Source organism: Hymenobacter rigui, assembly GCF_003944715.1.
Classification (GTDB): domain Bacteria; phylum Bacteroidota; class Bacteroidia; order Cytophagales; family Hymenobacteraceae; genus Hymenobacter; species Hymenobacter rigui.
In genome coordinates, this window is record NZ_RWIT01000009.1 from 13,222 (window position 1) to 27,595 (window position 14,374).

At 58.0% G+C, this 14,374-nt stretch carries 14 protein-coding genes; 13 read left to right on the forward strand and 1 reads right to left on the reverse strand.

The genetic code is table 11. The features are described from left to right. Window positions 1–181: 181 nt before the first annotated feature. The 6 genes from EI291_RS15240 (at window position 182) to ccsA (ending at window position 5,995) form a co-directional block, all read left to right on the forward strand. Window positions 182–823, forward strand: a complete 642-nt coding sequence (locus tag EI291_RS15240; RefSeq protein ID WP_125421718.1) for a heme exporter protein CcmB — start codon at window positions 182–184, stop codon at window positions 821–823. 24 nt (window positions 824–847) lie between these two features. Beyond that, the gene (locus EI291_RS15245) at window positions 848–1,519 is read left to right on the forward strand and encodes a cytochrome c biogenesis protein (protein WP_125421721.1); all 672 of its coding nucleotides are present in this window, start codon (window positions 848–850) and stop codon (window positions 1,517–1,519) included. After that, window positions 1,500–1,739, forward strand: coding sequence for a CcmD family protein (locus EI291_RS15250; protein ID WP_125421724.1), 240 nt, complete (start codon window positions 1,500–1,502; stop codon window positions 1,737–1,739). The genes EI291_RS15245 and EI291_RS15250 overlap by 20 nt, the downstream gene beginning before the upstream one ends. A 191-nt stretch (window positions 1,740–1,930) precedes the next feature. Next, window positions 1,931–2,359 carry a cytochrome c maturation protein CcmE domain-containing protein gene (locus EI291_RS15255; protein WP_125421727.1) on the forward strand — a complete coding sequence of 143 codons (429 nt, stop codon included), beginning with the start codon at window positions 1,931–1,933 and terminating at the stop codon, window positions 2,357–2,359. 91 nt (window positions 2,360–2,450) lie between these two features. Continuing rightward, window positions 2,451–3,407, forward strand: a complete 957-nt coding sequence (locus tag EI291_RS15260; protein ID WP_170172671.1) for a hypothetical protein — start codon at window positions 2,451–2,453, stop codon at window positions 3,405–3,407. Further along, window positions 3,401–5,995, forward strand: coding sequence for a cytochrome c biogenesis protein CcsA (gene ccsA, locus EI291_RS15265; protein ID WP_125421734.1), 2,595 nt, complete (start codon window positions 3,401–3,403; stop codon window positions 5,993–5,995). The genes EI291_RS15260 and ccsA overlap by 7 nt, the downstream gene beginning before the upstream one ends. Before the next feature lie 334 nt (window positions 5,996–6,329). Here the strand turns inward: ccsA and EI291_RS15270 are convergent, their stop codons facing one another. Beyond that, entirely contained in the window at window positions 6,330–9,035 is a 2,706-nt protein-coding gene (locus EI291_RS15270) for a T9SS type A sorting domain-containing protein (RefSeq protein ID WP_125421736.1), read from the reverse strand. 181 nt (window positions 9,036–9,216) lie between these two features. Between EI291_RS15270 and EI291_RS15275 the strand changes: the two genes are divergently transcribed. From EI291_RS15275 to EI291_RS15305, 7 genes are all read left to right on the forward strand, one after another. Then, window positions 9,217–10,041 carry a Rossmann-like and DUF2520 domain-containing protein gene (locus tag EI291_RS15275; protein ID WP_125421739.1) on the forward strand — a complete coding sequence of 275 codons (825 nt, stop codon included), beginning with the start codon at window positions 9,217–9,219 and terminating at the stop codon, window positions 10,039–10,041. Window positions 10,042–10,112: 71 nt separating this feature from the next. Next, window positions 10,113–10,442 carry a 2Fe-2S iron-sulfur cluster-binding protein gene (locus EI291_RS15280; protein WP_125421742.1) on the forward strand — a complete coding sequence of 110 codons (330 nt, stop codon included), beginning with the start codon at window positions 10,113–10,115 and terminating at the stop codon, window positions 10,440–10,442. A gap of 101 nt (window positions 10,443–10,543) precedes the next feature. Beyond that, window positions 10,544–10,780 carry a Fe-S cluster assembly protein IscX gene (gene iscX, locus EI291_RS15285; protein ID WP_125421745.1) on the forward strand — a complete coding sequence of 79 codons (237 nt, stop codon included), beginning with the start codon at window positions 10,544–10,546 and terminating at the stop codon, window positions 10,778–10,780. Window positions 10,781–10,865: 85 nt separating this feature from the next. After that, entirely contained in the window at window positions 10,866–11,369 is a 504-nt protein-coding gene (locus tag EI291_RS15290) for a KdsC family phosphatase (RefSeq protein ID WP_125421748.1), read from the forward strand. Window positions 11,370–11,507: 138 nt separating this feature from the next. Beyond that, the gene (locus tag EI291_RS15295) at window positions 11,508–11,702 is read left to right on the forward strand and encodes a cold-shock protein (protein ID WP_125421751.1); all 195 of its coding nucleotides are present in this window, start codon (window positions 11,508–11,510) and stop codon (window positions 11,700–11,702) included. A 128-nt stretch (window positions 11,703–11,830) separates the two neighbouring features. Further along, a complete protein-coding gene (locus tag EI291_RS15300; protein ID WP_125421754.1) occupies window positions 11,831–12,757 on the forward strand; it encodes a geranylgeranylglycerol-phosphate geranylgeranyltransferase in 927 nt (308 codons plus the stop codon). Between the two features lie 149 nt (window positions 12,758–12,906). After that, window positions 12,907–14,175 (forward strand): BamA/TamA family outer membrane protein, encoded by a 1,269-nt coding sequence (locus tag EI291_RS15305; RefSeq protein WP_125421757.1) that lies wholly within the window; start codon window positions 12,907–12,909, stop codon window positions 14,173–14,175. The last annotated feature ends 199 nt before the right edge of the window (window positions 14,176–14,374 follow it).

Consider the following 14,374-nt stretch of genomic DNA (forward strand, 5'->3'; position numbering starts at 1 on the left):
CGGGCGTTTGGCATTTAGCAGGTACCGGAACGCGTCTGAAAAGCCTCTGTTTGCTCAGCTTCCTGCATGGCAACGGATTATCCAGGGAGGGGAGGGGCTAATCCGGGAGTTGGGTTGTATCTTTGCGGTCCTGTTTACCAGCCGTGTTGCCGTGACGCTTCTGAGCGAAATTTGGGTGTTGATGCAGAAGGACTTTCGCCTGGAATGGCGGCAGCGTGCGGCCCTGAACGGGATGTTGCTGTACGTGAGCAGCACCGTGTTTGTGTGCTACCTGTGTTTCTCCTCAAGAGGTGGGCAACTGCCCGCGCCAGCCTGGAACGCATTGTTCTGGATTGTTCTGCTGTTTTCGGCGGTAAATGCCGTGGCGAAGGGCTTCCTGCAGGAAAGCCGGGGGCGCATGCTTTACTATTACACGCTGGTACGCCCGCAGGCCGTAATTCTGGCCAAAATCGCCTACAACACCCTGTTGCTGCTCGGCCTAGCTCTGGTGGCACTGCTGCTGTACTCGGTTGTGCTGGGCAACCCGGTTCAGAACGTGCCCTTGTTTGTGGGTAACGTGGTGCTGGGAGCAGTAGGCTTCGCCAGCACGCTTACGCTGGTATCGGGTATTGCCGCCAAAGCCACCAACAGCAGCACGCTCATGGCCGTGCTGGGGTTTCCGCTGATGGTTCCCATGCTACTGCTGCTCATCAAAGTATCCAAAAACGCACTGGATGGCCTGGAGTTCGAAGCCAGCCAAAGCTCCCTGCTCACGCTGGTAGCCCTCAATATGATTGTAGGCGCGGTTTCGTACCTGCTGTTTCCTTTTCTGTGGCGGTCCTGAAAAGACTGATAGCCAATGTATAGTATGAAAAAAAACTGGTGGAAAGCGTTGAGTGTTGTGCTGTTGCTGTACGTGGCAGTGGCAGGCCTGCTGATGCCGGTACCGCGGCTGGCTATTCTGAATGAAACCATCCGGAACCTGTATTTCCACGTGCCCATGTGGTTCGGTATGACGTTCGTGCTGCTGGCATCGGTGTACTACTCGGTGCGCTACCTGCGCAACCCCACGCCGGAACTGGATATCCAGGCCCACGAATCGGCCCGAACGGGTATTCTGATGGGATTTGTAGGGCTGGCCACGGGCAGCATCTGGGCAAAATACACTTGGGGGGCCTGGTGGACCAACGACCCCAAGCTGAACGGTGCGGCCATTGCCATGCTCATTTACGGTGCCTATCTGGTGCTGCGTTCCTCCTTTACCGATGAGCAGCAGCGGGCCCGCATATCGGCCATCTACAACATTTTCGCCTTTGCCACGGCCATGCCGCTGTTCTATATTCTGCCACGCCTCACCGATTCGCTCCACCCCGGGGCGGGCGGCAACCCGGCGTTTGCCAAATATGACCTCGACAGTAACATGCGCCTCGTGTTTTACCCGGCCGTGATTGGCTGGACCTTATTGGCATTCTGGCTGGCTCAGCTGGCCAGCCGTGTTTCCCTGCTCAAACTCAAACTATATGAAAAACAGCTTGCGTAAGCTGCGTCCGGTAGCGGCCCTGCTGCTGGCCTTCCTGCTGCCCGTGCTGCACGCCGCCGCCCAGCCCGCTAACCAGCCCGAAATGGCCGATACCCTACGGCAAAGCGGGAAAATCTACGTGGTAGTAGCCGTCATTACCGTGGTACTGGCCGGGTTGCTGTTCTTTCTGATTTCCCTGGACCGCCGCCTGACGCGTCTGGAAAAGGAAATACAGGAATAAGCAAGTAGCAGCCAGTAAGGTGCAGCAGTGAAGCTCACCGGAAAACTGCCGAAAATCATTGCCTGCACAACCTGCAGGTCCTGAACTTCCCGAGATACGCTACGCGTTGAAGCACTGGCACCTTTCGCCCGCATTTCGTTGTTCCGAATGACCGTTGCCCGAAAAAGCGGGCGCCCTGTTGTATTGCTGAAATGAAAAAGACCCATATTTTCGTCATTGCCATTATTGCCGTGGCTATTGGCATTATCATGAGCACCGCCGGTGATGCCAGCGTGTATGTCTCATTTAAAGAAGCACGGGAGCGGGCTGCTGAAGGCAACCTCACCAAAGTGCACGTGGTAGGCCGCCTGCCCCGCGACGGAGCCAAGAATATTCTGGGCTTGGAGTACAACCCTACCGTCGACCCCAATTACTTCGCCTTTACGCTGGTGGATACCAACCGCATTGCGCAGCGGGTTATTTACTTCAACCCCAAACCGCAGGACTTCGACAAATCGGAGCAGGTGGTGATTACCGGGGCCATGCGCAACGATACGTTCGTGGCCGACAAGATTCTGCTGAAGTGCCCCTCCAAGTATGTGGAGAAGGATATCAAGGGCGCTACTGCCAGTGTAAACTAAGCCGGCACGGGTAGTGGGGGGGCAGCAACGAACAGTAAACACGAAAATAGCCGAGCTCCGGGTTCTGGTTGGTTTGCTGACCGCATTCCTGTTGCTGACGATTACTCCCGCTACCGGCCAGGTTCCCAACGACGACATTGCCCAGCGGCTAATGCTACAGGTCGAAAAGCCCATAGCCTCTTCTACCACCAATTGCACGGTACAGTGGCAATGTGTAGATGAGCGGTTGACTGGAAAATGCATCGAATACCACAACGACCAGTGGTTTGAGTTCACGCCCTCGGTTTCGGGCCGCTACTTTGTGAATATCAGTGGGCAGCAGTGCCGGGATACGCGCGGAGTACAGCTGGTAGTACTCACGGGTACTCCTTGTGAACCGGCCACGTACCGCATCCTGTCGTGTACTTCCTTGGGTAGTCAGGATGATGTGTTTGTGCCGTTGGAGGGGCTGCAGGCCGGTCAGGTGTATCTGCTGAATGTGGATGGGTATCTGCGCGACTATTGCCGGTTTAACCTGGCAGTAAGCAGTATTGCCCAAGGTCTGCCGGCTGCCAGTTTACCGCCCGCCCCGGCGGCTCCCAGTGCCAGCCGCCTAGTTACACTCCGCTGGACGTTGCCCGATTCGATAGACTCCATAGCACGGTTTCGGGTGTGGCGGCGGGAAGCCGCCGCGTTCCGGGCCAGTAGTCAAGCTGTGGTGGAGGTGACGCGTAGCACCTACGGTACTGCCGCCTCGGCGTACAGCTGGACAGATACGGTAACCGCCCCGGGGCGCTACCTTTACCAGATAATTGCCGAATCAGAGGACAACGTGGCCCCGGTACTGGTGCAGCAGCAGTGGTTTAACCACAGTCAGATGGGCCATCAGGCACCGAAGCCGCCAACAGATGCGCGCCAGCAGGCGACACAGCAACAGAAACAGTGGGAACGACGAGCCAGCCGGATGCGCCGGCACCGAATTTCTGCTCAGATAGACAAAACAACTCATAATCAGTTTGGTAGAGTATCTGGCAACCTGATTTACTTTCAACGCAGCAGCACATGTTGAATACCCTTATCGGCGACGCAGGGCACCTGAGTGTCATTGTGGCCTTCGTGGCGGCCACCGTAGCGGCATACTCCTATTTCAAAGCCGCTCAGGGCCGCAGCCTCGGCGATACGGATGCCGGTTGGCTGCGGCTGGGCCGGGGCGCTTTTCTGGTGCACAGCCTAGCGGTAGTAGCTGTAATTGTGTGCCTGTTTGGCATCATTCACGGCCACCGCTACGAGTACTACTACGCCTGGAGCCACAGCAGCAACCACCTGCCGGTGTACTACATGATTTCCTGTTTCTGGGAAGGTCAGGAGGGTTCCTTTCTGCTCTGGATTTTCTGGCACGTGTGCATCGGGCTGGTGCTGATGCGCTACGGCCGCCGCTGGGAAGCCCCCGTCATGGCCATCTTCGCCGGGGTGCAGCTGTTCCTCACCTCCATGATTCTGGGAGTGGTGCTGGGCAACCTCAAAATCGGCTCTTCCCCCTTCATCCTGCTGCGCGACTTCATGCCCGACCTGCCGGTGTGGAAAACCAATCCCGGTTTTGTGCCGAAGGATGGTACCGGCCTGAATGCTCTGCTGCAGAACTACTGGATGGTGATTCACCCGCCTACCCTGTTCCTGGGCTTTGCTCTCACGCTGGTTCCGTTTGCTTACGCCGTAGCCGGCCTTTGGAAAGGCGAGTACACCAAATGGGTACGCCCGGCCATGCGCTGGACGCTCTGGGGCGGAATGATTCTGGGCGTGGGTATTGTGATGGGTGCCTACTGGGCCTATGAAACCCTCAACTTCGGGGGCTACTGGAACTGGGACCCGGTGGAAAATGCCGTGTACATTCCGTGGCTGGTGCTGGTGGCTTCGCTGCACGGCTTGGTGTTGTGGCAGCGCAGCCGCACGGCGCTGCGTACCTCGTTTGTGCTGGTTATTGCCACCTTCCTGCTGATTCTCTACGCTACGTTCCTCACCCGCTCGGGGGTGCTGGGCAACGCTTCCGTGCACTCCTTCACCGACCTGGGCCTTTCCGGGCAGTTGATTATTTATCTGGCGGCTTTCGTGGTGCTCAGCATTGGGCTGCTGGTGTGGCGCTGGAAGCACATTCCGGTTTCGGAAAAGGAGCTGACCACTTATAACCCCGAGCTGTGGGTGTTTGTGGGTGCCACGGTACTATGCCTGGGTGCGTTTCAGGTACTGTTTACCACCAGCATTCCGGTGTACAACGCCTTCCTGGGCTTTATCGGCATCAAATCGAACCTGGCGCTGCCCGCCGACCAGATTGCCCACTACACCAAGTTCCAGCTCTGGATGGGTGTGGGCGTAGCCTTCTTCTCGGGGCTGGCGCAGGTGATGTGGTGGCAGAAGAATGACAAATCGAGCCTGACCAATACGCTCACGGTGCCCGGCATCCTGACGCTGCTCGTGGCCGCGCTGGTTATTCTGCTGGTGCAGTATTACGGCCATAAAATGGACTTGGTGTACATCGTGCTGCTGACTACGGCCCTGTTTGGGGTGCTGGCCAACCTGAGCATGGTGCTCACGCTAGTGAAGCGCAAGGTGAGCCTCTCGGGCGGCGGCATTGCGCACATTGGCATTGCCCTGATGCTGCTGGGCATTCTGGCCTCGGCCGGCTACTCCAACATCATCAGCCAGAATGTATCGGGCCTGCTTTACTCCCGCGAGTTCGACCAGACCACCAACCAAGACAACGTGCTGCTGTGGCGCAACGACCCCGCCCCCATGGGCAAGTACGACGTGCGCTACACCGGTCAGTTCTGGGACGTGCCCGGTGTGCCCGGCTACGTGGATAAGCAGCTGCTCTACCGCACCGCCGACGAGTACAAAACCCTGGCCCGCGCCGATATCAAGCGTGGCGACAAGGTGTACTACAAAGCTGGCGACACCGTCGAAATCAACCCCGAAAACACCTACTACCGCGTCGAGTACAAGGACCGTAAGTCCGGCGACGCGTTTACGTTGTACCCCCGGGCGCAGGTGAATGAGGAAATGGGCGGCCTGCTGGCTTCCCCCGATATTCAGAAATTTGCCGACCACGATATCTATTCCCACATCAGCGCCGTGCCGCCCGTGGATAAGGAGAAGGACTGGAGTGAGGTGAAAGAGCACGTGCTGAGCGTGGGCGACACCATCTTCCTCAACGACTACTTTGCCGTGTTCCGGGCCGTGGAGCCCGCCCACCAGACGGCTGGCCTGGGCCTGAAAAAAGGTGACCTGGCTATTCAGGGCGACTTCTTAGTGTATGGTGAGAAGAAGCAATACCATGTTCACCCCGTATTCGTGGTGCGCAACCGCCTTATTGGTCGCGTGCCTGATGAGGTAGAAGACCTGGGTCTGCGCCTGAGTTTCCTGAACGTGGATCCTCAGAAAAGCAAGTTTACTTTCGGGGTAAGCACTACCCAGAAGGATTACATTATTCTGAAGGCGGTGGAGAAACCATTCATCAACTTGCTCTGGAGCGGTACGCTGCTCATGGCGGTGGGCTTCGGAATGGCCATTTATAAGCGCCGCCGCGAAACCGACGGCGCCGACGTAGCGCCACCCGCCACTCGCCAGCCCCAGAAGAGCCGCAAGCCCCAGCAGGTAGCCTAGCCACCAGATAACCGATATTATTTATAATCAAAAAAGCGCCCCGGTAACTGCCGGGGCGCTTTTTTTTAGTTTGATTACCAGTGGTTTGGTGAACGGTGTTCTGGGCCAGCCAGTACAGTCCGTCGGGCCGGTTGCCATGTACTGCTGTGGTTGCGTGGGAGCGGGAGCCGGCCGTGGTGACCCGCCCGATAGCGCCCCGCTGCCGAGTGGAACGAAGCTCTATAATTTGCCCGATAAACCATCTTTCGAGGATATCAGCTCCTAAAACTGGCATTCGGATACAAAAAAGGGCAGCCGACTGGCTGCCCTTTTTGCGGAGTACCGGAAGCAGGAATTACTTCTGGATGGTGATGTTGCGGAGCATGTACTCGTTGCCGTTTTTCACTTTCACGGTATACATGCCGTTGGCCAGTTTGGAGAGGTCTACCTGGTTGGTCATGTTGTCGCGCACGGTGGCCGTGTGTACCCGCTGACCCAGCAGGTTGGTTACTTCTACTTCCAGGCCGCCTTTGGCGTTGGCACCGCGCACTTCAATGCTGAGGCTACCGGCCGAAGGGTTGGGGTACATGCTGATAGCACGCATCATGGCCTGTGAAGTACCGGTAACAGCCGAAATGCTGATATCGTCCACGTACAGGTTAAACTGATCGGCGTCGCTATAGGCGTGGAAACCAACGTAGTAGTTGCCATTGCTGGCGGGTGTAATCAACGAAACCTGACCTGCGGCAGTACCGGCAACGGTAGTAGAGTAGGTGATGTTGTTGACGTTGGCATTCTGGAACAGGGTGTTCGTTTGGCCCGTAGGCGTAGCGGTTGAGCCGTATTTTACCTCCAGCTTTTCGGGGAAGGTTACACCAGAAGACGCGCTTGCACGGTACTTGAACGAGAGCTGGTAGTTGGAGCCCGCACGCAGGAACAGAGCCGGGGTAAAGAACCAGTCGTCGGCAGCACTAGCCGAGTTGAAGGAGTAGCGAATGGAGTTAGGAGCCGATGCGGGGTTAGAGGCTACAACAGTCCACGTTTTACCATCGTTGTTTGCGTCAGTTACGGTTATGCCGCAGGGCAGAGCCCCGGCTGCTACCCCATCAAAGCCTTCCGTGTAAGGGAACGTGGCGATAATAGGAGGCGAGCAGGCCGTAGAGAAAGTAATAGGGCCAGTGAGCGTGCTTTGGTCGGTGGCGCCGCAGTTGGCCCGCACGTACACATCATAGCGCGTGGAGGAGGTGAGGCCGGTTAGCGTGTAAGGCGAGGCGGTAGTGGTTACCGAAGTGCCAGCGGAAGCGGGGTTGAAGCCAGCCGGGCCGTAGATGATTACGTAGCCGGTACCATTGGAAGGACCCGTGAAGGTTACGGTTGCACCGGTAGTGGTAACAGCGTTTACAGCAAGTGCCGTAGGAGGAGGGCAGGTAGCGGGAGCACCCGTTACTGCTTCAATCATGATAGCGCCCAGGTTGGCAGCGCTTTGGTCAGAAGGCGTGCCGCCCGCCAGCGGAATGCTGAAATAGGCACCTGCACGGGTAGGAACTTCAAAAGCCTGAACTCCCACTGGATAGTAGGCCGTAGCATTGGCTACCTGCGCCACACCGGCAAAGAAGTTGCCGGTAGTTACGGAAGCCGGCGAAGTGAGCGTGAAGGTCTTATCGGTGTTGATGTCGGCAGCTACTACCGTGTAGTTGGCCGAGCGGGCCAGAATGGCACCGGAATTATCAGCTACAACTCCGTAAATGGTTTTACCTACCGAGTTCGGGTCGCCGATGCGGGCTGTTACGGCCGATACCGTGCGAGGAGCCGTAGTGGTGTATTTCACGGCCAGAATAGAACCGCTGGTACCGAAGCCGATGCTGCTGCCGGGAGCTACGCCGGGCTGGGCATACGCAAAAGTAGTAGCCGAAACCTCCTGCGCCAGGGTATAGGTATTGTTCGTGTTATCGTCGTCGTTGGCCACAGCCACGCTCACCGTTTCCGAGCCGGTAGCGGTAGGCGTGAACGGGTCGAAGCTTACCGTAGAAGAAGCGCCGGCAGCCAGCGTGGCAATAGTTTTGGTGCTGGTGAAGGTATTCGCTCCACTCACCGTAGCCGTTACCGATACGTTGGTTTGGGCCGCAGTACCCACGTTGGTTACCACTGCCTGAATGGTGTGCGGTGCGCCATACGGAATAGGTAGTTTGCCCAGCGTGTACACAACCTGTACTTTGTTGTCGTTGGCAAAAACCGTTTTGAACCGGTAAGTACGGCCGGCATCTGGCAGTACCGATTTGCGGATGCCGTGTGCCGCTACGGAAGTAGCAGTAGGAGCGGGGTAGTTACCGGCCACGGCAAACGCCGCCGACCAGGCTCCGGCCGAGCCTTTCTGCATCACCAGACTTTGAGTCGTGGAGTTGCCTGAGCCTTTAAGTCCCACCACAGCCAGCTTGAAAGCATCGGCGCTGGCCGCTACGGCGGTAGGCAGGCTATATACAAACTCCACCTGGTTGGTGGTTTCGTACAGCTTGGCCTGGAAGGAGAAGTTGTCGTACTGGCTGCCAACTCCATCACGCGTCTTATCGCTCACGTTTTTCCACTGGATGGTGCATACCCGGTTAGGAGCAGTACCCGTGGTAGCCACGCGGTATTCAGCTGCGGTAGTACCCGAAACCAGATCCAGGTTAAACGGCAGAATCAGGTTGGTTTGCGTGGCGTTGTTCAGAGGACCATCGGTGGGGTCCTGCGCACCGGCATAGTAATATGGCGCTGCCGGGGCAGTGGTACCCAGCTTGATAAAGCCGTTCGTGTTCAGCACGAAGTCAGTAAATGCCTGACCATTGAAGTTAAACGTGAAGCCAATGGGCGTAGCCGCCGAGTTGTCGTCGTCGGTATTGGTGGTGGCAATAACCGTCCCGGTTGTACCCAGGTCAGCATACGTTCCCGCCACATTCTGAGCCGAGGTGGTGGAATAGCTGAATTGCGCGTGTGCCGCCGTGGAGGCTAGCCCCAGCAACCCGAGCAGTGCCAGCTTACGCCAGGCGCCGGATGTGCGGTTCGCTTTGTAAAGTTGTGTCATAGAAAACGACGAAAGGAAAAGTGAAAATGAAAAGAATGACTGATGTACTGCTGAGTTTCGTTTAGCCGAAACTGGGTAAACAGAGACAAGATGTTAAATTTTGCCTGAAACTGTGAGAGGATTGACAGAAAAAGGTTGAAAAAAAGATAAAGAGAATGGTTTTTACACACTTTAATATAGTATGTCGCTAATGTTGGAAAAGCCGGTTCGGGTGCTGCTCCTTGGGGCTGGCAAAGTGGCCACCCACCTGCTGCCAGCCCTAGTCCAGGCAGAGTATCATATAGCAGGAGTCTGGAGCCGTAATGGCAGCTCGGCGGCAGCCGTTGTGGCGGCCGTGCCCGATACTCCCGTACTGACGGACTTAATGGCGCTGCCTCCGGCCGATATATACCTGCTGGCTCTGCCCGATGCGGTGGTGCCGGAAGTGCTGGCGGCCGCACGTTTTCCGGCCGGGGCATTGGTGGTACACACGGCCGGGGCGCTGCCGCTGTCAGTTTTTGATGCGTACCCGGCTATCCGGGGCGGTGTGTTTTATCCGCTCCAGACGTTCAGTCCGGGCCGCCAGATCAACTGGCCGACCGTACCGCTGTGCTTGGAAGCCGCCGATGCGGCCGGACTGGCTATGCTGCAACAGGTGGCCCATTCTCTCAGTCAGGATGTGCGGGTACTGACCTCAGCGCAGCGGCTACAGCTGCACGTGGCCGCCGTATGGGCCAGCAACTTTCCCAATCATCTGCTGGGCATCAGTCATGCGCTGCTGAGCGGGGCAGGGCTGCCCTGGGAGCTGCTGCTGCCGCTTATCCGGGAAACAGTGGATAAAGCCCTGAGTCAGCCGCCCTTTACGGCCCAAACCGGCCCGGCCGTGCGCCACGATGCCGGTACGCTGGCCCGCCACGAAGCCGCTCTCGCCGGGCATCCCGCGTGGCAGCTGCTGTACCGGCAGCTGACGGCCAGCATTCAGGCAGTGGCCGCCGAAACCTCCGCAAACAAACCGCCTGGCAAGTAACTTTGATTCGGGGGGGCGCGTGCCTACCTTTGCACCCGCATTTTTGCCCCCGATCCACCTAGCATTCCGCCGTGAAAGCCGTAAATATTACCTTCAAATTTCAGGACGGACAGCCCGACCAGACCCACGTGGCCGCTGAGGGCGAATCGGTGCTGGATGTGGCCCTCAACAACGATATTCAGCTGCAGCACAACTGCGGCGGCGTATGCGGCTGCAGCACCTGCCACGTGTATATCCTGCAGGGCGAAGATGACCTGCCCGAAATTTCGGACAAGGAAGAAGACTTCATCGACCGGGCCGTGAACCCGCGCATCAACTCCCGCCTGGGCTGCCAGTGCGTGGTGCAGGGCAATCAGAACATCGTCGTACAGATTCCGCCCCAGGAGTTCCTGGGCCACTAAGTAGAGAGATGAATTATGAAAGCTGAGTGATGAGTTGGCTATGGGGCTGCTCTTGACTCCTACCTCATAATTTATAACTCATAATTCATAACTCAATCAAAATGAACCATTTCGAGCCCCCAATCAAGTGGAGCGACCATGAGGATATTGCCATGGCCCTCTACGAAAAATTCGGCGACGACTTCAACGAGGCGAAAATCTACCGCATCCGCTTCACGGAGCTGCTGGAGTGGGTACTGAGCCTGCCCAACTTTGAGGGCACCCGCGAGCAGGCCAACGAAGGCCATCTGGAGCAGATCCAGGCTAAGTGGGTGTACGAGTGGCGCGACAACCAATAATTTCCTTTTGTGTACTCACCGGGCTGAGTAACGGTGCCGCTTCCTGGTGGGGCAGTGCGGTTACTCAGCGGTGTTTTTACTGTGTATGAGCACTACTTCTCCTACTCCTGATCTATCGGCCATCAAAGTATTCATTCTGGATGTGGATGGGGTACTGACGGACGGCACGCTGCTGGCCCTGAACTCCGGCGAGCAGGCCCGGGCCTTCCACATCCGCGACGGGTATGCCGTGCGCCATGCACTGCGCAAAGGCTACCGGATTGCCGTTATTTCGGGCCGTGAGGAGGAAGGCGTGCGCAAACGGCTGGAGTCGCTGGATGTGCGCGACATCTATCTGGGGGTTGATGATAAGATGAAAATCTTCAATAACTACCTGAATACCTACCACCTGGAGCCCGCTGCCATTGCCTACATGGGCGACGATATGCCCGATATTGAGGTGATGCGCCGCTGCGCCATAGCCGCTTGCCCCGCCGATGCTGCCACTGATGTACGCGCTATCAGCAACTACACCGCCGCGCTGCCCGGTGGCCACGGTGCCGTACGCGAGCTGATTGAGGCTGTAATGAAGCACCAGCAGACCTGGTAACCCCCGCTCCATGTTTGCAGCCTGATAGTTTTGGGCTGTCCTGTAGCCCCAGTTGCGCATCCCGCAGCCGGGGTTGCGCTTTTCTAAAATCCCTCTATATTTACCCCAACCATCATCAACCCAATTTTTTTCTTTTTCATGAAAACAGGAACCGTAAAATTCTATAATGAGTCGAAGGGCTACGGCTTCATTACGGAAGACGGCACGAAGGAAGATTTCTTCGTCCACATTACCGGCCTTAACGGGGGCCAGATCCAACAGAATGACCGCGTGGAGTTTGATACTCAGGAAGGCCGTAAAGGCGTTAACGCGGTAAATGTGAAGAAACTGTAAGCTATAGGTTTACGTAGGTTTTTAGCACAACAGGCAAGCCTCTTCCGGTATCGGGGGAGGCTTTCTTGTGCTGGCTGCGGCCAGGTAATGCATCTTTGCAGTTGCCGCTGCCTTTTGATTTCTCCGCCATGTCCCGCCCGCCCGATTCTTCTGCTGAAACCCCGTCTGCTGCCGGAGCCGGAGTGGCTGCGCCGGAGGCGGGTAGCTGGCGAAGCCTGGCCCGGTTGGTGCGCCTGCCCAACCTGCTCATCATGGGCCTGTGCATGCTGCTGGTGCGGGCCTGCCTGCTGCTGCCGGGGGCACCGTGGCAGCAAGTGCTGACACCAGGCTTTGGGGCAATGGTGCTGGCTGCTTTGTGCATTGGGGCGGCCGGCTATGTCATCAACGATTATTACGATGTGAAGATTGATGCCATCAACCGGCCGGGCAAACTGGTGGTGGGCCGGGTGGTAAACCGCCGCCACGCCATGCTGGCACATCTGGTGCTGTCGGGGGTGGGGGTGGGGGTGAGCGGGATGTTGTCGCCGCTGCTGGGCCTCGTGAATCTGGGGTCGGCGGTGTTGCTGTGGGGATATTCGGTACGGTTTAAGCGGGTGGCGCTGGTCGGCAACCTGAGCATTGCTACTCTTACGGCCGCACTGGTATTGCTGCCCGAATTGCAGATGCGCACTGGTCATCAGGCGGTGTGGGGCTATGCGCTGGCCGCCTTCCTGCTGACTGTGGTGCGGGAGATTGTGAAGGATGTGGAGGATATGCGCGGGGATGCCCAGCACGACTGCCGCACGCTGCCCATTGTATGGGGCGTGCCGCGTACCAAATGGGTAGCCGGATTTTTTCTGGCGTGCCTGCTGCTGCTGGTTGCCGGGGCTGTGTACCGGCTGGTGCTGGAGCACCGCTGGCTGCCCGCCAGCTGGCTGCTGGTAGCAGTGCTGGGGCCGCTGGTGGTGCTGGGCCACCGCCTGCGCCGCGCCGACCGGCGGAAACATTTCGCCCGCCTCAGTGCCTGGTGCAAATGGGTGATGCTGGCCGGGGTACTGTCGATGCTGTGGCTGTAGCCACTGGTGGAAGCCGCCGACAACCGTAGACTCAACTGTTGCGTTAGGGGGCTACGGGGCCGTGCTTCGCGGAAGGCAGTAGCACTTCACGCCAATAGCCGCGGCCACCGGCATCTCCATTCACCATTCTGTCCCCAAGCCATCAACGTATGCGCTTCTTCTACCCGCTGCTGGCGCTAGGTGCGCTGGCCGCTCCGGCTGCCCAGGCGCAGTCTGCCGCTCCCACCTCGCCGGAGCCCGCCGAGTTAGTCGCTTCGGCTGCTCCGCTTGCTACTCCCAGCACTGAAACCCCCACGGCTGGCGCGCCGCTTGGCCTCACCAAGGCTTTGGCTCCCAAAACCGCCAAGCTCAAGCTCACCCCCGACGACCCGGACAAGCCCAGCTTTATTCCGGTACCCATTGCCTTCTATCAGCAGGAAACCGGGTTTGCCGGGGGCGCGGCTATTTTGCCGGTGTGGCGCTTCGGCTCCGATACCACCGTGCGTAAGTCTAACGCCCGCCTTATCGCCTGGATTTCGCAGAAAAAGCAGACGACCGTACAGCTCACGCACACCATCTTTACCAAGGAGGAGAAATTCTACTTCTCGGGTGAGTTGAGCTACTATGATCTGGCGTTCAACTACTACGGCCGCGGCAATGAAACCAGCAAGGCCGATGAGTCGCACATCCAGTATCCGCTGTGGGTGTTTGATGAGAAGGTGCTGAAAAAGGTGATGCCCAACCTGTTCGTGGGGGTGCGCTACCGCCTCACCGACCTGGGCGAAGTAAAGCTCAAGGACCAGGAAGGCAACACCAACTCTTACTACACCATTCCGGAAGCCCAGCGCGCGGGCTATACCACCTCGGGCGTGGGCCCGGCCCTGCTCTACGACGGCCGCGACAACGTGCTGGCTACTTACCGGGGTAACTTTGTGGATGCGCACGTGCTGTTTGCGGGCAAAGGCCTGGGCAGTGACTACAACTTCACCCGCTACATGGTGGATGCCCGCCACTTTAACCCGCTGTTCGGCTCCAACAACACCATTCTGGCGCTGCAGTTTCTGGGCCAGTACCACACGGGCTCGGTGCCGTTCCGGGAGTGGGGCGGCATGGGGGCCACGCTGGGCGGCTCACTCTACAACAACGCCTACCTGATGCGCGGTATCTACGAGGCCCGCTACCGGGACCGTCAGTTTACCACGGCGCAGGCTGAAATCCGGCAGAAATTGTTCTGGCGCATCGATGGAGCCGTTTTCGGTGCCGTGGGCGAAGTGGCTCCGGCTCTTAGCGACTATACCTTCGACGGGCTGAAATTTGCCGGTGGGGCCGGGGCCCGGTTCCGCTTCAACCGCCGCGACCGGCTCAATATCCGCCTCGATTACGGGGTGGGCTCGGGTGGCAACTCGGGCATCATCTTCGCTGTGGGCGAGGCGTTCTAGCCAACTTTCACCCGTACCTTTTACGCAATTCCCCGAGGCGGTCCGCTTCGGGGAATTGTGCGTTTTAAGCTCGACAGTGAAGCTTTTTTCTGGTATCGTCTTGGCTGATGCCGGCGGGTTATGCGTAGGAAGCTGTGCATGTCCCACGCCACTCCCCTCCGTTTTCATTCCACCGCGTCGGCGGGTTCCGCCGTTAGTT